21 protein-coding genes are annotated in these 21,704 nt (G+C 54.2%); 12 read left to right on the top strand and 9 right to left on the bottom strand.

Going from position 1 to position 21,704, the window contains the following annotated elements:
• The first annotated feature begins 72 nt into the window (after positions 1 to 72).
• Positions 73 to 1,101 (top strand): hypothetical protein, encoded by a 1,029-nt coding sequence (locus BSK21_RS13955; RefSeq protein WP_067552798.1) that lies wholly within the window; start codon positions 73 to 75, stop codon positions 1,099 to 1,101.
• Complete coding sequence (locus BSK21_RS13950; RefSeq protein WP_067552536.1) at positions 1,098 to 2,660, top strand: phosphate ABC transporter substrate-binding/OmpA family protein; 1,563 nt, start codon at positions 1,098 to 1,100, stop codon at positions 2,658 to 2,660. Before BSK21_RS13955 ends, BSK21_RS13950 begins: the two co-directional genes overlap by 4 nt.
• Here the strand turns inward: BSK21_RS13950 and radC are convergent.
• The 3 genes from radC to dnaK form a co-directional block, all read right to left on the bottom strand.
• Positions 2,657 to 3,418, bottom strand: coding sequence for a DNA repair protein RadC (radC, locus tag BSK21_RS13945; RefSeq protein WP_067552539.1), 762 nt, complete (start codon positions 3,416 to 3,418; stop codon positions 2,657 to 2,659). The two genes, BSK21_RS13950 and radC, sit on opposite strands and share 4 nt — an antisense overlap.
• 92 nt (positions 3,419 to 3,510) lie before the next feature.
• On the bottom strand, positions 3,511 to 4,653 hold the full coding sequence (gene dnaJ / locus BSK21_RS13940; RefSeq protein WP_067552542.1) for a molecular chaperone DnaJ: 1,143 nt from the start codon (positions 4,651 to 4,653) through the stop codon (positions 3,511 to 3,513).
• Between the two features lie 72 nt (positions 4,654 to 4,725).
• Positions 4,726 to 6,627: a molecular chaperone DnaK gene (dnaK, locus tag BSK21_RS13935; protein ID WP_067552545.1), complete on the bottom strand. Its 1,902-nt coding sequence runs from the start codon at positions 6,625 to 6,627 to the stop codon at positions 4,726 to 4,728.
• A 161-nt stretch (positions 6,628 to 6,788) separates the two neighbouring features.
• Here dnaK and BSK21_RS13930 point away from each other — a divergent pair, with 161 nt between their 5' ends.
• Positions 6,789 to 7,436: an alpha-ketoglutarate-dependent dioxygenase AlkB gene (locus tag BSK21_RS13930; protein WP_231924841.1), complete on the top strand. Its 648-nt coding sequence runs from the start codon at positions 6,789 to 6,791 to the stop codon at positions 7,434 to 7,436.
• Here the strand turns inward: BSK21_RS13930 and BSK21_RS13925 are convergent, their stop codons facing one another.
• Positions 7,437 to 8,258 carry an ABC transporter permease gene (locus BSK21_RS13925; RefSeq protein ID WP_067552548.1) on the bottom strand — a complete coding sequence of 274 codons (822 nt, stop codon included), beginning with the start codon at positions 8,256 to 8,258 and terminating at the stop codon, positions 7,437 to 7,439.
• Between the two features lie 141 nt (positions 8,259 to 8,399).
• Between BSK21_RS13925 and cysQ the strand changes: the two genes are divergently transcribed.
• From cysQ to BSK21_RS13880, 9 genes are all read left to right on the top strand, one after another.
• Entirely contained in the window at positions 8,400 to 9,197 is a 798-nt protein-coding gene (gene cysQ, locus BSK21_RS13920; protein ID WP_067552551.1) for a 3'(2'),5'-bisphosphate nucleotidase CysQ, read from the top strand.
• Complete coding sequence (locus tag BSK21_RS13915; RefSeq protein WP_067552554.1) at positions 9,198 to 9,998, top strand: 3-deoxy-manno-octulosonate cytidylyltransferase; 801 nt, start codon at positions 9,198 to 9,200, stop codon at positions 9,996 to 9,998.
• Positions 9,995 to 11,233, top strand: a complete 1,239-nt coding sequence (locus BSK21_RS13910; RefSeq protein WP_067552557.1) for a glycosyltransferase family 2 protein — start codon at positions 9,995 to 9,997, stop codon at positions 11,231 to 11,233. The genes BSK21_RS13915 and BSK21_RS13910 overlap by 4 nt, the downstream gene beginning before the upstream one ends.
• Positions 11,234 to 11,359: 126 nt before the next feature.
• The gene (galU, locus tag BSK21_RS13905; protein ID WP_067552560.1) at positions 11,360 to 12,253 is read left to right on the top strand and encodes a UTP--glucose-1-phosphate uridylyltransferase GalU; all 894 of its coding nucleotides are present in this window, start codon (positions 11,360 to 11,362) and stop codon (positions 12,251 to 12,253) included.
• An 11-nt stretch (positions 12,254 to 12,264) separates the two neighbouring features.
• Positions 12,265 to 13,248 carry a UDP-glucose 4-epimerase GalE gene (gene galE / locus BSK21_RS13900; protein WP_067552563.1) on the top strand — a complete coding sequence of 328 codons (984 nt, stop codon included), beginning with the start codon at positions 12,265 to 12,267 and terminating at the stop codon, positions 13,246 to 13,248.
• Positions 13,229 to 14,443 carry a glycosyltransferase family 1 protein gene (locus tag BSK21_RS13895; RefSeq protein WP_198039376.1) on the top strand — a complete coding sequence of 405 codons (1,215 nt, stop codon included), beginning with the start codon at positions 13,229 to 13,231 and terminating at the stop codon, positions 14,441 to 14,443. Before galE ends, BSK21_RS13895 begins: the two co-directional genes overlap by 20 nt.
• A gap of 29 nt (positions 14,444 to 14,472) precedes the next feature.
• Positions 14,473 to 15,483, top strand: coding sequence for a glycosyltransferase family 2 protein (locus BSK21_RS13890; protein ID WP_067552565.1), 1,011 nt, complete (start codon positions 14,473 to 14,475; stop codon positions 15,481 to 15,483).
• On the top strand, positions 15,480 to 17,177 hold the full coding sequence (locus BSK21_RS13885) for a beta-1,6-N-acetylglucosaminyltransferase (RefSeq protein WP_067552568.1): 1,698 nt from the start codon (positions 15,480 to 15,482) through the stop codon (positions 17,175 to 17,177). The genes BSK21_RS13890 and BSK21_RS13885 overlap by 4 nt, the downstream gene beginning before the upstream one ends.
• Positions 17,178 to 17,180: 3 nt before the next feature.
• Positions 17,181 to 18,605: a sulfotransferase family 2 domain-containing protein gene (locus BSK21_RS13880; RefSeq protein WP_067552571.1), complete on the top strand. Its 1,425-nt coding sequence runs from the start codon at positions 17,181 to 17,183 to the stop codon at positions 18,603 to 18,605.
• On the opposite strand, the gene BSK21_RS13875 is transcribed toward BSK21_RS13880, so the two are convergent.
• The 5 genes from BSK21_RS13875 to BSK21_RS13855 all read right to left on the bottom strand — a co-directional run bounded on the left by BSK21_RS13875 (position 18,602) and on the right by BSK21_RS13855 (position 21,632).
• Positions 18,602 to 19,066 (bottom strand): PTS sugar transporter subunit IIA, encoded by a 465-nt coding sequence (locus BSK21_RS13875; RefSeq protein ID WP_067552574.1) that lies wholly within the window; start codon positions 19,064 to 19,066, stop codon positions 18,602 to 18,604. The two genes, BSK21_RS13880 and BSK21_RS13875, sit on opposite strands and share 4 nt — an antisense overlap.
• A 35-nt stretch (positions 19,067 to 19,101) precedes the next feature.
• Positions 19,102 to 19,668, bottom strand: coding sequence for a ribosome-associated translation inhibitor RaiA (gene raiA / locus BSK21_RS13870; protein ID WP_067552577.1), 567 nt, complete (start codon positions 19,666 to 19,668; stop codon positions 19,102 to 19,104).
• Between the two features lie 224 nt (positions 19,669 to 19,892).
• A complete protein-coding gene (gene lptB / locus BSK21_RS13865; protein ID WP_067552580.1) occupies positions 19,893 to 20,645 on the bottom strand; it encodes an LPS export ABC transporter ATP-binding protein in 753 nt (250 codons plus the stop codon).
• A complete protein-coding gene (gene lptA / locus BSK21_RS13860; protein WP_067552583.1) occupies positions 20,645 to 21,133 on the bottom strand; it encodes a lipopolysaccharide transport periplasmic protein LptA in 489 nt (162 codons plus the stop codon). Before lptA ends, lptB begins: the two co-directional genes overlap by 1 nt.
• A gap of 4 nt (positions 21,134 to 21,137) precedes the next feature.
• On the bottom strand, positions 21,138 to 21,632 hold the full coding sequence (locus tag BSK21_RS13855; protein ID WP_156894218.1) for an LPS export ABC transporter periplasmic protein LptC: 495 nt from the start codon (positions 21,630 to 21,632) through the stop codon (positions 21,138 to 21,140).
• Positions 21,633 to 21,704 lie beyond the last annotated feature (72 nt).

Here is a 21,704-nt window from a genome sequence, read left to right as displayed (position 1 = left end):
CAGTCAGGTCCAGCTAACACCATCTTCCACCCCTAGGTTGAAAACTGAATTTAAGTGTTGGTGGAGGGTGAATTGTCCCGCTCTAGAAAAATGATGACTGCTGGCGTCACGTTTTCGGCTGCTCTTGCCGTAGGTTTTGTTATGCAAAACGGCAATGCATTTGCTGAACGTTCGACTGATGTTGAGGCAATGCCTGCACCCGTTCAGAGCACCGTTTTAGTTGAGCCATCTGTAGCGCTGCGCGATGTTGACCTGCCAGAAGACGCGGGCCCATTCATGGTCGCACCTGAGGTTCACGTGACAGAATTGAAGGTGCCCGCCAGCATTGATCCTGTCGTGACTGACATTGTGCCGATTCTTGTCGCCTCAACGGGCCCCGACGATCCAATTTCCGAGCTCTCGGATGAGATCGCGTTGAACGTCGACTGTGTGCCTGAAATGGCGGCGGAAGCGACTGCATATGGCATGGTAAATCTGACGGTGGACGCCTCGTGCTATCCACAGGCGCGGTTCACTGTTCACCATCAGGGTATGATGTTCTCTGTCGCGACAGATGAGGACGGCCAGTTTGCGGCTGAAGTTCCAGCTCTCACTGAAAACGCCGTATTTATTGCGGCATTCGACGATGGCATGGGCGCGGTAGCGAGCGCAACCGTTCCTGATGTCTCAGACTTGGACCGCGCGGTTCTGCAGTGGCAGGGCAATGCAGCGGTCGGTATCCATGCCTTTGAGTTTGGTGCGGAGTTTGGGGCGGATGGTCATGTCTGGATGGATGCACCTCGGTCACCAAGTGCTGCGGCGAATGGGCAGGGTTTCCTTGTGCGGCTCGGCAATGCCGACTTACCAGAACCTCTGATCGCGGAGGTCTATACCTACCCGACAGCTCATTCTGCGTCTGGCGGAGCGATCGAGCTTAGCGTTGAAGCGTCGATCACGATCCGCAACTGCGGACGGGACGTTGCAGCCCAAAGCATCCAGATCGGGCCAGAGCACGACGCCGAAGCTGTTGACCTACAAGTCACTATGCCGGACTGCGATGCAGTTGGAGACTTTCTTGTGTTGAAAAATATGTTCACGGACTTAACACTCGCCGCGAAATGACGCGTATAAGTTGTAAGAGCCTGAATTTGAAATGCATTGGCGCGGCTGTTTTGGCCGCGCTCTTTGCGTATGACATCGCCATTGCTGAACCCGTTAATCTACGGACAGAGGGTGGACTCGCGATTAGTGGTGATGTCCTAAGCTTTGATGGCGACTACATGCGCCTGCGGACCGAATATGGCGTTGTGACCGTCGCCTATGCAGGCGTGATTTGCGAGGGATTGCGTTGCCCTGCACCGAATGGGGCGGCCGAGCTTCGGTTTGCAGGATCGCCCCGCATTGGCGAGGTCCTTCTTCCTGCGTTGGTCGAGGCATACGGACGGCAACAGAACCTGAATATCTCGGCGCTCGAAGGCGAAAGTGCACTGCAATATCAGATTGGACCTCTCGGTGCGCCCGAACTGCAGGTCTATTTCGCGTTGAACGAGAGTTCGGTTGGTTTTGAAATGCAACGCAGAGGAACAGCCGATGTGGTCATGTCCGCACGTCCTGCGACGTCGGCGGAGAACGCGGCATCGATGGCTGCGGGTTTAGGGGCGTTGAACGCGAATGGTCGCGCGCGCATATTGGCGCTCGATGCGTTGGTGCCCGTTGTATCCCCGCTCCAACCTGTCAAATTCATTTCTCTGGATGCTTTGTCGTCTGTGTTCAGTGGTGAGGTTACGAACTGGTCCGACCTCAAGGGGGATGATGGGTTAGTCCATCCTATCTTGGCCACGGAAAACTCTGATCAAGCGCATGGGTTTCAATCCATGGTTTTGGGTGACTCAGATGCGGTCGAAGATGCCACCCGCGTTAGTGTGGGGCTTGAGATGACCAACCTTGTGGCTGAAGACCCGCAGGCTATCGGGGTCGTGCCGATGGGTGCCTTTGGCAAAGCGGCGCCGATGATTTTGCAAGATGTTTGTGGATTGAGGTCCATCCCTCGCCGGACGTCGTTGAAGACGGGTGATTATCCACTGACGATGCCGCTCTACCTCTATTTGCCTGAATATCGTATCGCACCACAGGCCGCGGATTTTCTGGCTTGGTTGCGTAGCAATGAGGCCCAGGCCGTCATTCGGCGAGCTGGTTTTGTGGACCAAGGTGTGGTGCCGATTGGATGGGATGAGCAGGGCGAGCGGCTGGCAAACGCGATCCTGCAGGCGGGTAGTGAGGTTTCATTGACCGAGCTCCAAGGAATGTTGCGGACGCTGGATGGGCAAGCGCGTTTGTCGACAACCTTCCGATTTGCCGAGGGCGCGACCACGCTGACACCTGTTTCTGAATCGCATTTGTTGTTCCTCGCTCAAGCGATCCGCGATGGCCAGTTTGATGGTCGCCGTTTGACGCTTGCGGGTTTTAGCGATGGCACTGGGCCTGCGAGCGTCAACAAGGACCTCTCTCAGACTAGAGCAAACGCGGTATTGGCCGAACTTACGGCAGCGCTGGGCGGTGAGGTTCCCGAGGCGGTGCGGATTTCGGCGAATGGCTTCGGTGAAGCCCTACCGATGGGTTGCGATGAAACAGAGTGGGGTCGCCGCATGAACCGCCGTGTTGAACTATGGGTCGGTGATTAGATTAGGCCCTCGGAGCGGAAACTGAGTTCCCGAGATTTCCCAATGATCAGATGATCATGCAGTGTGATTCCCATGACGGTTAACGCCTGCGCGATCTGATGCGTGATGGTTATGTCGGCCTCTGATGGGGTCGGGTCACCTGACGGATGATTGTGGACGAGGATCAAAGCGGAGGCGTTCAATTCAAGTGACCGTTTGACGACTTCTCTGGGATAGACGGGCACATGATCGACTGTGCCTTTGGACTGCTCTTCATCAGCGATCAGGATGTTCTTTCGGTCGAGAAACAGGATTCGGAATTGTTCGGTTTCCCGATGCGCCATGACCGTGTGGCAGTAATCGAGCACCTCATTCCAACTGCTGATCACCTGACGTTGCATGATCTTGGATCGTGCGAGCCTTTGGGCGGCGGCCTCGATGATTTTGAGTTCAACGACAACCGCATCGCCTACGCCCTTGACCCCTTTTAAGGTAGTGGTCGGAGCGGTGATCACACGACCGAAGTCCCCGAACTGATCCAGCAGGGCATGAGCCAGAGGTTTCACATCCTGACGGGGGATGGCGCGAAAGAGCACAAGTTCCAGCATTTCATAGTCGGGGAGGGCCGCCGCACCACCCGTCATGAACCGTTCCCGAAGGCGGGTACGATGATCCTTGATGTAGGATGGCTGCCCCTTTGCCTTAACAGGTAAAACAACCTCATCACTGAGGTCGAAAAACGGGAGCGGCGCTTCTGCCATATACGGGGTCTGGGTCATGGCCGAGAGCTTCGCCTATGATTGATTAAGGCGGAGTAAACGAAAAGGGCGACCGTGATGGCCGCCCTTTGATCGTTGGGATGATAGCTGGATTAGCCCTTCATCGAGTCCCAGAACCCTTTCACCGCCGAGAAGAATTTCGACGAATGTGGGTTGTTCTCTGTGCTTAGCTCTTGGAACTCGTGGAGGAGTTCCTTTTGCTTGGACGTCAGTTTCACAGGTGTCTCGACGACCAGCTCAATCAGCATATCGCCGGTCGAGCCGCCGCGCAGAGCGGGCATACCTTTACCGCGAAGACGCATCTGGCGACCAGATTGGCTACCTTCAGGGATCTTAACTCGGCTACGTCCGCCTTCGATTGTTGGCACCTCAACTTCACCGCCCAGCGCCGCATCAACCATCGACACGGGAACGCGGCAGAACAGGGATGTCCCCTCGCGTTCAAAGAGCTCGTGCTCTGCCACTTCGATAAAGATGTACAGGTCGCCCGATGGGCCACCGCGTAGACCGGCTTCGCCTTCGCCAGCAAGGCGGATGCGAGTACCAGTTTCAACGCCTGCCGGGATGTTGACCGACAGTGCTTTTTCTTTTTCAACACGGCCTGCACCGTGGCAGGATTTGCACGGGTTCTTGATCGTCTGACCCATACCGTTACAGGTCGGACAGGTTCGTTCGACGGTAAAGAAACCCTGTTGAGCGCGAACTTTGCCCATGCCCGAACAGGTCGGACAAGTGATGGGTTCGCTGCCGCCCTCGGCACCCGTTCCGTTACACGAACCACACTGGCTTGATGCAGGAATATTGATCGTCTTTTGAAGGCCACCAAAGGCTTCTTCGAGAGTTATGCGCAGGTTGTAGCGTAGATCGTTTCCGCGCTGTGCCCGAGACCGACCACCACCCTGACGGCCACCACCCATGAAGTCGCCAAACAGATCGTCGAAAACATCAGAGAAGGCAGAGGCAAAGTCACCGTGCCCATGGCCACCACGTGGTCCGCCACCCATGCCACCATCAAACGCAGCATGGCCATAACGGTCATAGGCTGCTTTTTTGTTGGCGTCTTTCAAGACGTCATAAGCCTCGTTCACTTCTTTGAACTGAGATTCTGCGTCCGGATTGTCAGAGTTACGGTCTGGGTGCAGCTCTTTGGCTTTCGTGCGGTAGGCCTTCTTAAGCTCTTCCGCAGTCGCGCCTTTGGATACACCTAAAACTTCGTAATAATCGCGTTTTGACATGCGTTCCCCCTTTGGGAAAGGAACAAACCGGCCCAGTCAGTCTGAGCCGGCCTATTCACAGCAGGGCTATGATTAGCCGCGCTTGTCTTCGCCAAGGTCCTCGAAGTCAGCGTCGAGGATGTCGTCATCTGCACTATCGTTGTCAGCAGCGTCAGAGTCGCCACCGTCTTGGGATGCTTTGTAGATGGCTTCACCCAAGCGCATGGACGCTTCGGTTACGTTCTGGATGCCCGACTTGATCTTGCCAGCGTCATCACCTTCAAGTTCGTCCTTGAGGGCAGCGACTGCCAGTTCGATTGCTTCGATGGTCGACGGGTCAACCTTGTCGCCGTGCTCTTCGATCGATTTCTCTGTTGCGTGAACGAGGCTTTCAGCCTGGTTTTTCGCTTCGACCAGCTCTTTACGCTTCTTATCGGCTTCTGCGTTTTCTTCTGCGTCCTTGACCATCTTTTCGATGTCTTCGTCCGACAGACCGCCAGAGGCCTGAATTGTAATCTGCTGTTCTTTGCCTGTGCCTTTGTCTTTCGCGCCAACGGATACGATACCGTTTGCGTCGATGTCGAAGGTCACTTCGATCTGCGGCATGCCGCGCGGTGCCGGTGGGATGTTTTCGAGGTTGAACTGACCGAGCATTTTGTTGTCGGCAGCCATCTCGCGTTCACCCTGGAACACACGAATGGTCACAGCGTTCTGGTTGTCTTCTGCGGTCGAGAAGACTTGGGATTTCTTGGTCGGGATTGTCGTGTTGCGGTCGATCAGACGGGTGAACACGCCACCCAGCGTTTCGATGCCCAGCGACAGCGGGGTCACGTCCAGAAGAACGAGGTCCTTCAGGTCGCCCTGCAAAACGCCTGCCTGAATAGCAGCGCCCATCGCAACAACTTCGTCCGGGTTCACACCTTTGTGCGGCTCTTTACCGAAGAATTTCGTTACTTCTTCGATAACTTTCGGCATGCGGGTCATACCACCAACCAGAACGACTTCGTCGATGTCGGATGTGGTAAGACCAGCGTCTTTGAGAGCAGCCTGACACGGTTTGATCGAGTTTTTGATCAGATCAGCAACAAGGCTTTCCAGCTTTGCGCGGGTCAGTTTCATGACCATGTGCAGCGGCTGACCGTTCGAACCCATCGAGATGAACGGCTGGTTGATTTCGGTCTGCTGCGACGACGACAGTTCGATTTTGGCTTTTTCAGCGGCTTCTTTCAGACGCTGGAGAGCCATTTTGTCAGAGGTCAGATCAACGCCGTGCTCTTTTTTGAACTCGTCAGCGAGGTAGTTGACGATGCGCATGTCAAAGTCTTCACCACCTAGGAAGGTGTCGCCGTTGGTCGATTTTACTTCGAACAGACCATCGTCGATTTCGAGGATGGTAACGTCGAATGTACCGCCGCCAAGGTCATATACAGCGATGGTTTTGGTTTCATCTTTGTCCAGACCGTAGGCGAGAGCCGCAGCGGTCGGTTCGTTGATGATACGCAGAACTTCGAGGCCAGCGATTTTGCCGGCGTCTTTGGTTGCCTGACGTTGAGCGTCGTTAAAGTATGCCGGAACGGTGATAACCGCTTGGGTCACGTCTTCGCCGAGGTAGGACTCAGCGGTTTCTTTCATCTTTTGAAGGATGAAAGCCGAAACTTGGCTCGGCGAATATTTCTCGCCACGAATCTCAACCCATGCGTCGCCGTTGCCGCCGTCTACGATTGCGTAGGGGACGAGCTTTTTGTCTTTTTCGACTTCAGCGTCGGTAGTTCGACGACCGATAAGACGCTTAACAGCGAAAACGGTGTTGTCAGGGTTGGTGACGGCCTGACGTTTTGCCGGCTGACCAACAAGACGTTCGTCTTCGGTGAAACCGACGATCGACGGCGTTGTGCGTGCGCCTTCAGCGTTTTCGATGACGCGCGGTTTGGAACCATCAAGGATGGCTACGCAGGAGTTCGTGGTACCAAGGTCAATACCAATGACTTTTCCCATTTTTCAAATCCCTCTTCTTAGGCGGTTTGAGCTGCCCAGGCCCGGTGAACGGCACCTGAACCATCTGGAGTTAAATCTGGCTCGGAAAGTGGTCCGAACCGTGGATCAACGGGTATATAAGGTTGACAATTGCCGCCTGCAACGGGGGCAGGGCCGCAAAGATGGTAAAAAACAACTTGGGCAACAAAGATATGCGGGATCAACCAGAGCCAACCCTGAATGTTCGCGGTGTGAATGTGTTCAAGGGGCTATTATCGAAAGCTGAGCAGTCCGCGATGGTTGATGATTTGCGCTTGGTCGCTCAAGTGGCTCCGTTCTTCATGCCAAAAACGGCTAGCGGGCAGTCCATGAGCGTTAAGATGACATCCGCAGGTCGATTCGGTTGGGTGTCTGACGCAAAAGGTTATCGTTACGAACCGCAGCACCCCTCAGGTGTCGAATGGCCTGAGATTCCGCAATCGGTTCTTGCCGTTTGGAATGCAGTCTCTCGGTCAGAGCGAAGTCCTGAAAGTTGTCTGATCAACTACTATTCCTCGACAGCAAAAATGGGTTTGCATCAGGATCGGGATGAAAAGGATTTCGGTGCTCCTGTGGTTTCGATTTCTCTGGGAGACTCTGCATTGTTCCGAATTGGAAACGAAACACGCGGTGGTTCGACCGAGAGTATTTGGCTGGAAAGCGGGGATGTTTGTGTCCTTGGAGGATCCGCGCGCCTTCTGTATCACGGCATTGATCGGGTGAAGCCGAACACATCGACGCTCTTGACCAACGGTGGTCGTATCAATGTCACCTTGCGGGTGGTGACGTGATTACCGAGCGGCGCTCCAGCTTTCAGAAGCGTATTTGCGGGTGAAGAATTCGGCCATGAGGCCGATTGTGATGCACACCACGCTAACGATGATCGGATAAACGTAATTGCTGTGGTGCGGGTAATAATTCACGAAAACAAAGCCGCGTTCCTGATCGATGCAGTGGAACAACGGGTTCCAGTCAAACATGGCGAGGATGTAGCTCGGCGTTGCGTTGGCGACGAACATCTTGCCAGAGGCGATCATGTTCATGCGTGCGTAAATCTGCTGCGCAATGCCTGTGAACTCTGGAAACCATGGTTTGACCGACAGAAAAATCACGCCGATTGCTACACCCGAGAACCAAGCGAGTAACAGCATTGCCATCGCGCCGACGGGATTATCGATCGAGATCGGGTTACCGATCACATGGTAGAGATACAGGATCGTCAGGAGTGAGAGGATCTGCGTGTAAAGTGCACCCAATGCGGCCGACGCGATCAAAATAAGCGAATTCAACGGTGCGTGTTTGAGCATCGCTGAGGTCGATCCGCCAGATCCGTAAACGGCCCCCATTGCTTTGGTGTGGGTGAGAAATAGAAACACCCCAGACATGATGTAGAGAAGAAAATCGCCTCGGATTTGACTGCGGCGCATCCCCAAGAGTTGGAACATTAGGTAAAATGCGCCAACAAAAACGAGCGCCTGCACCATGTTCATCAACAGGCCGACGATTGCGTTGCGGTGGCTTTTACGAATTTCGCGTACAGTCGAGTGGAAGATGAGTTCCAGCATGGACCCGAAGGACCCCAGCATTGTGCGCGGTTGCTTGACTTGGAACATCTTAAACTTGCCTGTGACTGGCCGGGTCTTGCGCCCGAATATCAACGAATTTCTTGCCGTTCTCTTAAGCCTCTACCATAAGAGGCACGACTTTGCCGATCAATTTTATGGTAAATACGGGCAGTCCGTCAGGAGAATTTAATGAATTTAGAAAAACTCGTCACCGTGATGCGTCAGCTCTCGCTCGAAGCAGGAGAAAAGATCATGGAAGTGTACAACAGCCCTGACTTTGAAATTAAGACCAAGAGTGACGAGAGCCCAGTGACCGAGGCGGACGAGGCAGCCGACGCGATTATCTCGGCTGGATTGCGTGCTGCGTTCCCGGATGTGGCCCTTGTCACCGAAGAGCAAGCGGACAGCCACGGCCAAGATGTTTCAACGTTTTTGATCGTTGATCCACTCGACGGAACCAAAGAATTCATCAACCGCCGCGGTGATTTCACTGTGAACATTGCCTATGTTCTGGATGGATCGCCTGTGCGCGGTATCGTCTATGCGCCAGCAAAAGAACGCCTGTTCTACACCGATGCCGGCGGTAACGCGGTCGAAGAAATCGGTCCGTTCGACAAGGAGATCGTTGGCGAACTGAAGCCTATTCGTGTGTCGAAACCCGATAATGAGGCGCTGTTCGTAGTCGCTTCGAAATCGCATCGCGATCAGGCAACAGATGACTATTTGGCCAAATACAAATCCAAAGATTTGAAATCCGCAGGCTCGTCGTTGAAGTTCTGCCTTGTCGCCACGGGTGAGGCCGACCTCTATCCGCGCGTTGGCCGCACCATGGAGTGGGATACGGCGGCTGGACACGCTGTCTTGGTCGGAGCAGGTGGTGACGTTGTGCGTTTCGACAACCATCAGCCGCTTCGCTATGGCAAAGAGGGCTTCGCGAACCCGTTCTTTATTGCCTATGCGCCGGGCGTTGATCTCAAGGAGGCTTAAGTGTCCACACTCATCGTAATTCCAGCACGTTTTGCGTCTACTCGCTACCCGGGGAAGCCGCTCGTTGAGCTAAAGGGCGCAACGGGCGAAGCAAAAAGCCTCATCAAGCGCAGCTGGGAAGCCGCGATGATGGTTCAGGGCGTGGATAAAGTTGTCGTTGCAACAGATGACGATCGTATCCGCGAGGCTGCGGAAGCATTCGGTGCCGAGGTCGTTATGACCTCAGAGTCTTGCCAAAACGGCACAGAGCGCTGCGCGGAAGCGTTTGATAAACTGGGCGGCGGTTACGATGTTGTTGTGAACCTTCAGGGTGACGCGCCGCTGACCCCGCATTGGTTCGTCGAAGAATTGATCAAGGGCCTTAAGGCGAGCCCCGTTGCCGAAGTTGCGACACCTGTTCTGCGCACTGAAGGTGAAGCCCTTAACGGGTTCCTTGAAGATCGCCGCGCTGGGCGCGTGGGTGGCACGACTGCTGTGTTCGGCATCGACTATAACGCGCTCTATTTCAGCAAAGAGGTCATTCCTTATACGGGCAACACCTACTCTGATAACGAAGAAACACCCGTTTTTCACCACGTTGGCGTTTATGCTTACCGTCCCTCTGCTTTGGCGGCCTACCCTCGCTGGGCTGCTGGCCCATTGGAAAAACTGGAAGGGCTTGAGCAGCTTCGTTTCCTTGAGCGTGGTGTGCATGTTCTCTGCGTTGAGGTCGAAGGTCGTGGTCGCCAATTCTGGGAGCTGAACAACCCCGAAGACGTGCCGCGTATCGAAGCAATGCTCAAGAAAATGGGAGCGGCGTGAGCGCGGTTCCTGTCAGTGTAATTGTCGTCAGCCGCGACCGCCCGCAGCATTTGCGGCGGTGCGTGAAGGGGCTGATGCAGCTATTGCACCCGAACTTCGAAATCATTGTGGTCGCGGATCAACGCGGCTGCGAAGAGATGGCTGCGGGCGGCATTGCCAAGTACATCAAATTGATCCCGTTCGATGAGGCCAACATTGCCGCAGCGCGCAATGCAGGGCTTGAGGTGGCGGCAGGCAGTGTTGTCGCGTTTATCGATGACGACGCGATCCCAGAGCCAACGTGGCTCGATCATCTCGTCGGGCCAATTGCAAGCCGTCAGGCCGTTGCGGCTGGCGGCTATGTAAGGGGTCGCAATGGCATCTCTTTTCAATGGAGAGCCCGTGACGTCCGGCCTAACGGCTGGTCCGAAGAACTGCTCCTCGACAGTGATGATCCTATTTGCGTTGAAGGCTCCGCGCAGCAAGGTATCAAAACCGAAGGCACGAATATGGCCTTTGATCGTGATCTGCTTTGTAAGTTAGGTGGTTTTGATCCTGCATTTCAGTTCTATCTGGATGAAACAGACCTGAATATGCGTCTGGCTGGATTGGAAATGACAACGGCGATTGTCCCGCGGGCTCAGGTTCATCATGGTTTCGCAGCCAGTGATAAGCGCCGTGAGGATCGTGCGCCGACAACGCTTTTCCCAATCGGTCGGAGCTTAAAGATTTACCTGCGTAAGCATTTGCCCGAGACAAAACACGGTCCGGTCATCGACGCCGAAGTCAAAGCCCAACGTCGGCGGTTGATTGAGCATATGATCGCAGGGCGGATTGAGCCGAAGGATGTGTCAGTGCTCATGGCGACTATGGTCCAAGGTCTGCTTGAGGGTGAAACCGCGAATATCGTTCCTCTTGCACCTATTCCCCCGTCAAAAGAGCCGTTCTTGAAGTTTGAAAAAGACGTCATTGACGCAGGGCACATGGCGTTGGTCGGGCGCTGGTATTCGTGGTCGAGGGTCAAGGCTGCTGCTCGAATGGCCCGTGAAGAAGGCTACCGTGTGACCGTGTTCCGCTACAGCCTAACGGCTCTATTCCATCACGTCCGGTTCCAAGAAGACGGCATTTGGTTGCAATGCGGAGGATTGTTTGGTCGCTCCGACCGGTCGGACCCCGTGTTCCGTCTGTGGACAAAAAAGTCACGAACCGCACATGAAATGAGCCGGTTGGCTGGGATTAGAGACAAATTTCCGTAGCGTTGGGCTGAAAAGTGCCGAGCCTGTAGATACTGTTACTTATTGTGAATAAGGCGATTTGAACGGCATTTTTGTTGTGATAGGCGGCATTTGAAAAAAATTTAGCCAAGTTAATTGGAGTACGACATGAGCAGAAAAGTAACCAAAGCGATTTTCCCGGTTGCTGGTCTCGGAACACGGTTTTTGCCCGCAACCAAATCGGTCCCCAAAGAAATTATGACTCTCGTGGATCGCCCATTGATCCAATACGCGATTGATGAGGCCCGCGAGGCAGGGATTACCGATTTTATCTTTGTGACGTCCAAGGGGAAATCTGCACTCGAAGATTATTTTGACCGCTCGGTGGAGCTGGAAACTGACCTCGAAGCGAAGGGCAAACATGAACTGCTCGACGTTTTGAAGAGCACCTACATGGAGAGCGGCGCGATTGCGTATATTCGTCAGCACCGTGCTTTGGGTTTGGGCCACGCGGTATGGTGTGCCCGTCGTTTGATTGGCGATGAACCCTTTGCGGTGATGCTGCCTGACGACGTGATCGCGGCTGATAAACCATGTTTGAAGCAGATGGTCGAAGCCTATGAGGAAACGGGCGGCTGCATGGTTGCCGCGATGGAAGTCCCGCAGGAGAAAGCGTCGTCCTACGGTCTTTTGGATGTCAAAGCTGATATGGGGTCGGTCGTTTCGGTCAAGAACATGGTTGAAAAGCCAAAGCCCGAGAATGCGCCGTCCAACCTCGCCGTTATTGGCCGTTATATTCTGACCCCCGACGTGATGCGGAACCTTGAGACCATTGATCGTGGCGCGGGCGGTGAATTGCAGCTGACCGATGCGATCGCGGAAGAATTGCGTCAGAACCGTAACGTCTTCGGCTATCGTTTCGAAGGCCAACGTTTTGACTGCGGTTCCAAGGCTGGCTTCTTGCAGGCAACTGTTGCATTTGGTCTTGCTCGGTCTGACCTTCGCGGTGAATTCGAAACGTATCTTGATGATCTCTACGCGGTTCGTCAGGCCCAACTCTAAGGGCGAGGTTTATGACAACTGTTCTGGTAACGGGTGGTGCGGGCTATATCGGCTCGCACGCGTGCAAAGCACTCAAGGCGGCGGGTTATACGCCCGTTACCTTTGATAACTTGATCACTGGGTGGGAAGACGCCGTAAAGTTCGGTCCATTTGAACGAGGTGATTTGCTAGATCGCGTGCGATTGGACGAGGTTTTTGCAAAGCATAAACCTGTTGCCGTGATGCATTTCGCGGCGCTGAGCCAAGTTGGCGACAGTATGAAAGATCCAGGGAGTTATTGGCGCAACAACGTCAGCGGGTCCCTGAATCTGATTGAGGCCGCTGTCGATGCGGGTTGTATGCAGTTCGTGTTCTCGTCCACCTGTGCCACCTACGGTGAACAGGATGGCGTGACGCTTGACGAAACCTGTGTTCAGCAGCCGATCAACGCGTACGGTGCATCGAAACGCGCCATTGAGGACATGTTGGTTAATTTTGGTCAGAGCCATGGTCTGCGGTCAGTGATTTTCCGATATTTCAACGTCGCGGGCGCCGATCCCGAAGCTGAAGTCGGAGAATTCCACCAGCCAGAGACGCACCTCATTCCGCTCATGTTGGATGCGATTGACGGTAAGCGTGCAGCGTTGACGATTTTTGGTACTGACTACGACACACCTGATGGCACCTGTATTCGCGACTATGTTCACGTTTGTGATCTCGTTGATGCGCATGTGTTGGGCGTTAAGTGGCTCGAAGATGGCAAAGACGGTCGGGTGTTTAATTTGGGCACCGGTAGTGGCTTCTCCGTCCGCGAGGTCGTGGCGCATTCTGCGGAGGTCACGAACAGAGAGGTCCCGATGATCGAAGGGGATCGTCGGCCCGGTGATGCAACGAAATTGGTCTCAGGTAGCACGCGTGCAATTGAGGAGTTGGGTTGGGCGCCGTCTCGGTCTACACTTCGTGAAATGATTACAGACGCGTGGCGCTGGCACCAAAGTGGACACTATAATAAATAACGCTTCAGGCAGGGTTCTGGACATCACACGTCTGGTCGGGCGTGCGGGTCGAGTCTTGACTGGTGTTGATCGTGTCGAACTGGCCTATCTGCGCCGTTTCCTAGCCGACGATGTTCCCTGCTATTTCATCGCGCGAACGTCCTACGGGTATGTTTTGTTGGACCGCTCTGGCGGGCAATCCATTCTTCGGGCGACGTTGAAAGGTGAATGGGGGCAGTCGGACCTTCTATCACGTCTCAGGTTCAAGATGCCAACGCGTGTTCAGGCGGCACAAAGCTTTGTTCGCAAGCACCGTCTTGCCCGTTGTGGACGCGGCCGATTGGCGCTCATGTTGTCAGAGCACTTGCCCAAAGGTGTTGATCTCTACATCGTTGGGCATACGAACTTGGAGTTTGAATTCGTTTCTGCGTTCAAACTAAGCGTCAATGCACGCGTCCATGTGATGATCCATGATACAATCCCGTTGGATTATCCTGAGGTACAGCGTCCGCAAACTGTCACCGACTTCAATCGGCAACTGCGCGTCGTGTCCGAAGAAGCCGACCGTGTAATCGCGGTGTCCAAATCTACGAGCGATAGCCTCACACCCCATCTGCAGCGGCACGGGCGTGTTCCGCCGATCATTGTGGCGCATCCGGGTATTGATCCGGTGATGCCGCGGTATGCTGAAATTCCGCCAGACCTTGATCTGTCTCGACCGTATTTTGTGACAGTCGGCACCATTGAGCCGCGGAAGTATCATTCTCTCTTGCTTGAGGTTTGGGAGTCTCTGGATGCCGAACAGCGCCCTCTTCTGTTGATCTGCGGCAATCGTGGTTGGCTGAACCAAACGGTTTTCGAGGCTTTGGATCGCGGCGTTCCCGATGTGATCGAAGTGCCTGATCTGAGCGATTCTGCTCTCGCGGCGGTCGTTCATGGCTCTAAGGGGATGCTATTTCCGTCGATCGCAGAAGGTTTTGGGATGCCCCCGATCGAAGCTGCCGCGCTGGGCACGCCTGTTGTTTGCGCAGATTTACCCGTTTACCGCGAAACCTTGGGTGATCGGATTGTTTACCTAGACCCACAAGATAACTATTCTTGGCGGGAAACCGTTAACGAATTAAAGACAAACGAAGACGGGGAGCGGGCTGCCTACGTATCATTGCCAAAGTGGGACGATCACTTTGCGGCTGTGTTGGGAGTAGCGACAGCTTAGCTTGTAAGCTGACTAGGTAAGGGGCCGTTTTGGGGCTTTGGAGATCATACAGGTTAAGAGTTCAGCGTCGTCGCTGGCTCGTTCGTGCGCTGAGTAAGCGTCACGAGCTTACGCCTATTGCAGATCGCACCTCTCAAATTCGCAAAAGCGATATTCTGCTTGTCTCGACACTGCGCAACGAAGACGTGCGGTTGCCGTATTTCCTTAAGTATTATCGCGACCTCGGCGTTAACCACTTTTTGATGATCGACAACGATAGCGATGATGGTGGGCGAGAGTATCTCGCGGATCAGTCGGACGTTTCGCTTTGGTCGACAGGAAAGAGCTATAAGCGGTCCCGCTTTGGCATCGATTGGGTGAACTGGCTGTTGATGCGATACGGCCACGGGCATTGGACCTTGGTCGTCGATCCAGATGAGCTGTTTGTTTTTCCGTTCTGCGATACGCGACCCATTCGCGCTCTGACGGATTGGCTCGACGCGTCGTCGATTAAGTCGTTCTCGGCAATGTTGCTGGATATGTATCCAAAGGGCCCCATTTCTGCGATCCCGTACCGCCGCGGTGACGATCCATTAGAGATCGCAAACTGGTTTGATAGCGGAAATTACGCCATCCAGCGGAACCCGTCATTCGGTAACCTTTGGATCCAAGGTGGACCACGGGCGCGAGCGTTTTTCCAAGACAATCCAGAGCGTGCGCCCGCGTTGAATAAAGTTCCATTGGTCAAATGGGACCGTCGATATGCTTATGTCAGTAGCACTCACATGTTGCTGCCGCGTGGTTTGAACCTCGTATACGATGAATGGGGTGGCGAAAAGGCATCAGGTATTCTGCTGCATACGAAATTCCTCGATACGCTGACCGTCAAAGCCCACGAGGAAATCGCGCGTAAACAACATTACGCGGCGAGCCATGAATATAAGGCCTACGTCGCAGGGCTACAGGACAACACAGATCTGTGGTGCAAGTGGTCCGAAAAATACATCAACTGGCGCCAGCTTGAAATTCTGGGCCTCATGTCCAAGGGGAACTGGGCATGACGCAGGTTGGGGTGGTTATGTTGGTTCACACCGCGCTGCATCGCGCAGAGCAGGTGATCCGCAATTGGGTGAAAAGCGGTTGTCCGGTTGTTGTTCATGTTGATGCTAAGGTGAACAAAGCGCGCTACGACAAATTTGTAAGTGCCGTCTCGGACATGCCTGAAGTAACCTTCTCGCCCCGTCACAAATGTGAGTGGGGAACGTGGGGCATCGTTGCTGCGACCCAAGAAGCCAGCGAAAAAATCCTGCGGGAACATCCATCGGTTACGCATGTCTATCTGGCGTCTGGTTCGTGCTTGCCTTTGCGGCCTGTCGATGAACTACACGACTATTTAGCCGAGCGTCCACGCGTCGATTTTATCGAGAGCGCGACAACGGCCGACGTGCCCTGGACTGTCGGCGGGCTTGACCACGAACGTTTCACATTGCGGTTTCCGTTTTCGTGGAAGACCCAGCGACAGTTGTTCGATTTCTACGTCGACTTACAGCGTCGCGTGAAATTTAAACGTAAAATCCCCAAGGGCATCGTCCCGCACATGGGTTCGCAATGGTGGTGCCTGACGCGTCAGACTCTGTCTGCCATCCTCGAAGACCCAGATCGACCAACCTATGATCGGTATTTCAAGAAGGTCTGGATTCCCGACGAGAGCTATTTCCAAACGCTGTCTCGTTTGTATTCACCGAACGTCGAGAGCCGTTCGCTGACCCTGTCGAAATTCGATTTCCAAGGGAAGCCGCACATTTTCTATGACGACCACCTGCAGCTATTGCGGCGGTCGGATTGTTTTGTGGCGCGTAAGATTTGGCCGCATGCGAACCGTTTGTATGACGCCTTCCTTGGACCGTCGGCAGGCCTAAAGGCGGCTGAACCGAACCCGGGTAAAATCGACCGAATTTTTGCTCGCGCTGTCGACCGTCGAACCCGTGGTCGCGCGGGTCTCTACATGCAGAGCCGTTTCCCGAACCAAGATTGGGAGAATGGCGTAACCTGCGGCCCATATTCTATGTTCGAAGGCTTTACCGAACTGTTCGAGGATTTCGAACCGTGGTTGGCTAAAGCGACGGGTGCGCGGGTGCATGGTCACTTGTTTGCACCGGAACGGGTTGAGTTCGAGGGGCGTCAGTCGACTTTTGTTGGTGCATTGTCGGACTGTCCGAAGTTGCGGGACTACAACACGCGAAGCTTCTTGCGGAGCCTTGTTTGGAATACCCGCGGCGAACGTCAGTGCTTCCAATTCGGCCCACATGACACCCAAGATATCAGCTGGGACGTTGCGCGTGATCCTAATGCACAGATCAGTGTGATCTCGGGCGCGTGGGCGGTGCCTTTGTTCCAGTCGAACCGCAATTTTGCGGATCTCCGTGAAGAGGCCGCGCGGCTTCAGCGGATCGAAAGCGAACACCTACTGGCGTTGCGTGCGATTTATACAAAGGCGCGCGTCCGAATTTGGACCATGGCCGAGTTCATTGAGTCGCCGATGGAAGCGCTCCAAACGGTTGTGGATGAGATCACGGGAAAGAACGTCCGCCGTTTAACTGAAGCCCCGCGCATGGTCGATTTGACTGGCTTTGGGCAGTTCCTACAGAATTTGAAAAATCAGGGGATGCACCCCTACCTCATGGGCGATTTTCCAGTCGATCCTGTGGCCACAAATGAACCGCGCAGTGCGCGAAAACCCTATTTGGTTCGGTAGTTTATGTCGAAATTCGATTACTTTGTTGTTTTTGCTGAAATGCGGACGGGGTCGAATTTCCTCGAAGCAAATTTGAACGCTTTTGACGGCATCGTGTGCCACGGCGAGGCGTTTAACCCGCATTTCATTGGCTACCCGAACAAAGACAATATCTTGGGTGTGTCGAAAGCTCAGCGAGACGAAAATGCGAACCATCTGATTGATACGATAAAAGCGCATTCCGAGGGTTTGGGCGGCTTCCGTTACTTCCATGACCACGATCCGCGCGTTTTGGACATTGCTCTGTCTGATCCGCGTTGTGCAAAGATCGTGCTGACCCGAAATCCCGTCGATAGCTATGTGAGTTGGAAAATCGCGCAGGCGACGGGGCAGTGGAAGTTGACGAATGTTAAGAACGCTCGATCTGAAACCGTCGCTTTCAATGCCGAAGAGTTTGAAAACCACCTGACGGCGTTACAAGAGTTCCAAATCTTCTTGCTCAACAGCCTGCAAAAGACGGGTCAAACAGCGTTCTATGTTGCTTACGAGGACCTGCAAGACGTTGATGTGATGAATGGCCTCTCGGCATTCCTCGGCACGGATGCACGGCTTGAGGCTCTTGATAAGACGCTCAAGAAGCAGAACCCAGCGTCGATATCTGAGAAGGTCAGTAACTTCGACGCGATGGAGCGAGCGCTCACGCGTTTGGATCGGTTCAATCTGTCTCGCACGCCGAACTTTGAACCGCGCCGTGGCGCAATGATCCCGCAGTATATCGCGGCGGCTGATACGCCATTGATGTATATGCCAATCAAAGGTGGACCAGAGGCTGCCGTGGCAGAATGGTTGGCCCGTTTGGATGGTGCCCCTGTGATGGAGGGCTTTACCCAGAAGACGGTGCGTCAGTGGAAACGGTCTAATCCTGGGCATCGTGCGTTTACGGTGGTGCGTCATCCTTTGGCGCGGGCCCACGCTGCGTTCTGCACACATATCCTCGGGTTGGAGGGCGGGCCTGTTTATGGTGAAATCCGCAAGACCCTGCGCCAGATGTTCAAGGTGCCGATCCCGAAAGACACCCCTCCGAGCGAGGCTTACGATGACGATGCACATCGGGCAGCATTTTTGTCATTCCTGAGTTTCCTCAAGGCAAACGTGCAGGCGCAGACAGCGATCAGGGTTGATAACTCATGGGCCTCGCAATGGGCCGTTGTTCAAGGGTTTTCGAATTTCGCAACGCCAGACATTATCATCCGCGAGGACCAACTCCCCTTGGACTTGGCATACCTTGCTGCGTCCGTAGGTCGTACGGATGCTCCAGATTTTGCATCCGTCACCGATCCATTCGCGGATCGTTTGGCACGCATCTATGACGCAGAATTGGAAAAGGCATCTAACGATGCCTATTCACGCGACTACATGAGTTTTGGGTTTGACGCGTGGCGCGCTTAGGCGGCCTGTGTCGACTGAACTTCAGTCAAAATAGCGTGCAGGGTCGCAGGATCGCTATTCGCCCGTAGCTTTGCACAGATCGCAGGATCACGCATTGTGCGCGAAATGAGCGCAAGAGCCTTGAGGTGCTCAACACCAGCAGTGTCGGGTGCCAAGAGTGCAAACACGAGGTCCACAGGCTGGCGATCAACGGAATCAAAGTCGAGTGGCTTCTCGAGACGCAGGAAGATGCCGCGCACTGATGTTGCGTCTTTTAAGCGGGCATGGGGCAAGGCAATGCCGTGTCCCACGCCAGTAGGCCCAAGGTTTTCGCGATCCAGCAACGCATCGACAACGTCAGACGCATTAAAGCCGTAGCAATTCTGCGCCAAGTCGGCGAGATCGTGGAACAGCCGTTTCTTGCTGGTCGAAGACGTGATTGTCTTGACCGCATCGGTCTTTAGAATATCCGAAAGTTGCATTAAATCGCCTTGGGCCTTTCGACGGCAAAGGTCGATTACTTCGGATCGACCCAGCCTATGTTTCCGTCTTCCCGGCGGTAAACTACGTTCAGTCCGCCGTGTTTTTCGTTTCTAAAGACCTGGACCGTGCTATGGGCCAACTCCATCTGCATCACCGCTTCACCAACTGAAATGGATGGAATTTTGGTCTCCATCTCAGCGATGATCATCGGCGCGACAGCTGCTTCGCTCTCGTCTTCCGACTCCTCGGTTGCGGCGAGGATATAAGAGGAACTGGCCATAAGTTCAACCGGAGTTGTCCTTTCGGAGTGGTGATCCTTCAACCGACGTTTGTAGCGACGGAGCTGTTTGTCCATTTTTTCGCAGCAGCCATCAAAAGCTGCATAGATTTCATGGGCATGCGACTTTGCTTGGGCCGTGAGGCCAGTCGAAAGGTGGACAACGGTTTCACAAACAAATTCGGGACCGGACTTGGAGAAGATAACAACCGCATCGGTTGGACGACCTGCGTATTTGCCCAACGTCTCACCGAGTTCGGTTTTAACGTGGCTCTGCAGGGCTTCGCCGATATCAATTTGTTTTCCGCTGATTTGGTAACGCATGGTATCTCCTCTTCACTTGCTTACACGACCATAGAAAAGCATTCGCGAGTCAACGCGGCTGGTATGATGGTGTGTGGGATAAGATGACATTTGGTCTGAGCGCGTCCGTCAGGCTGGTGAGCCTGCGAGGGAACGCGAAGGGGAACAAATTGTGTCATCCCCTTCATGACACGACCGATCCGAAGTTTTGTCAATGACCCACTTCGGGTAGCGGCGAAAATCGGTCAGTTTACGCGGAACGTATTGCCCAGATAAACACGGCGCACGTTTTCGTCGCGCACCACGTCTTCGGTGGTGCCAGACATGAGGACTTTGCCATCGTGAAGGATGTATGCACGGTCCACAATTTCCAGTGTTTCCCTGACGTTATGGTCAGTGATCAAAACGCCGATGCCGCGGTTTTTTAGATCAGATACGAGGTGGCGAATTTCACCGACGGCGATCGGGTCGACGCCTGCAAAGGGTTCGTCGAAGAGCACATATTTCGGGCCAGCAGCAAGGCAGCGGGCGATTTCAACGCGGCGACGTTCCCCGCCTGACAGCGCTAGTGCCGGCGCACGGCGGAGGTGTTCGATGCTGAATTCGCTGAGTAGGCTTTCGAGTCGTTCGCGACGGCTCTTCGGGTCGCTCTCGCAAATTTCGAGGATCGACATGATGTTGTCTTCGACGTTGAGGCCGCGGAATATCGACATCTCTTGGGGGAGATAGCCGATGCCAAGGCGGGCTCGACGATACATGGGCAGGGCAGTTACGTCGCGGCCATCCACAATCACCTTACCGCCTTCAGGAGAAACGAGGCCAGCAATTGAATAGAAGGTCGTGGTTTTACCGCAGCCGTTCGGACCGAGTAGGGCGACCACTTCGCCGCGATTGAGACGCAGCGTTACGTCCCGAATGACGGTCCGCTTTTTGTAGCTTTTCCGCAAATTGACAATTTGCAGACCAACATCGCCTTCGGTGACAGAGAGGTCAGTCATCAATTGTTGTCCTGCTGTGTAAGCGTGGTCCGCACGCGTCCATCAAGCTGCGCTTCGCCTGTGTCGAGGTTCACGGTCATGCGGTCCGAAGCGATGGTGCTGGCGCCTTGGGTCAATATGACATTGCCAGTCATGACGAGACGGCGGTCGGTTAGATTGTATTCGGCTTGATCCGACTGAGCAGCATCATTTTCGGTGACAAAGATCACGTGACCTTCGGCAAGAAGGCGGGAAATATCGCCGCTTGCTTCTAGATAGATGACCTCAACGCTATCAGCGGATAGACGGAGCTTTCCTTGGGCAATCACGACATCGCCAGTGAATACAGCCGATCCAGACTCGCGGTTTACGGTGAGAGATTCGGACGCAATTTCAACAGGTGCGGTCGCATCTGCGGAGAATCCGTCTAACGCAATATTCGTTTGCGCAATGGCTGGGGATGCCAGCAATAGCGACAGGGCAAACAAATATCCGCGTTTCAAAGACATATGGTTATTCCTTGGATTGGGGCTGATATATCAGCCTGACCCCATTGTTGAAAACAATTAGCTGCGGTTCGTCTGAATCTGGCGTGATCGTCAAACGTCCAGCGGTCAAACTTCCGTAGGGCGCGCGAACCTCGAGCGGATCAGTCGTTTCGAGGCTACCGTCGATGAGAGAGGTGACGAGGCCTCTGGTCTCCATCAAATATCCATCGGATGTTGCGACACGCGCTAGGCTATTGAGCGTGACGACCTTTGCATCGGAATCGAGCTTTCCGACGCCCGCAGACACGGTGGTCTGAATCCCGTCAATGGTGGTCATGTTGACCACAATGGCTTCAGCAATGAGGCCGTTATTTGTGTCGGGGTCCTGTCGTGCGACATCTGCTTCAATTGTGTAGGTCCCGCCCGTCTCGCTCATGCCAACCATTTTGGGCGCGGAAAGCCGAGGCTGTCGCGCGATCTCTTCGATATCGGCATATGGAATTTGGCTTGTGTCACCCACGTTTCGGGCAATTAGGAAAAGGGTCGACAACAGAATGATCGCTCCAAGGGGAAGAACCACCTTTGCCCAAGA

Source organism: Marivivens sp. JLT3646 (genome assembly GCF_001908835.1).
In the GTDB taxonomy this organism is placed as follows: domain Bacteria; phylum Pseudomonadota; class Alphaproteobacteria; order Rhodobacterales; family Rhodobacteraceae; genus Marivivens; species Marivivens geojensis.
This window is presented reverse-complemented; position numbering and strand designations above follow the sequence as displayed.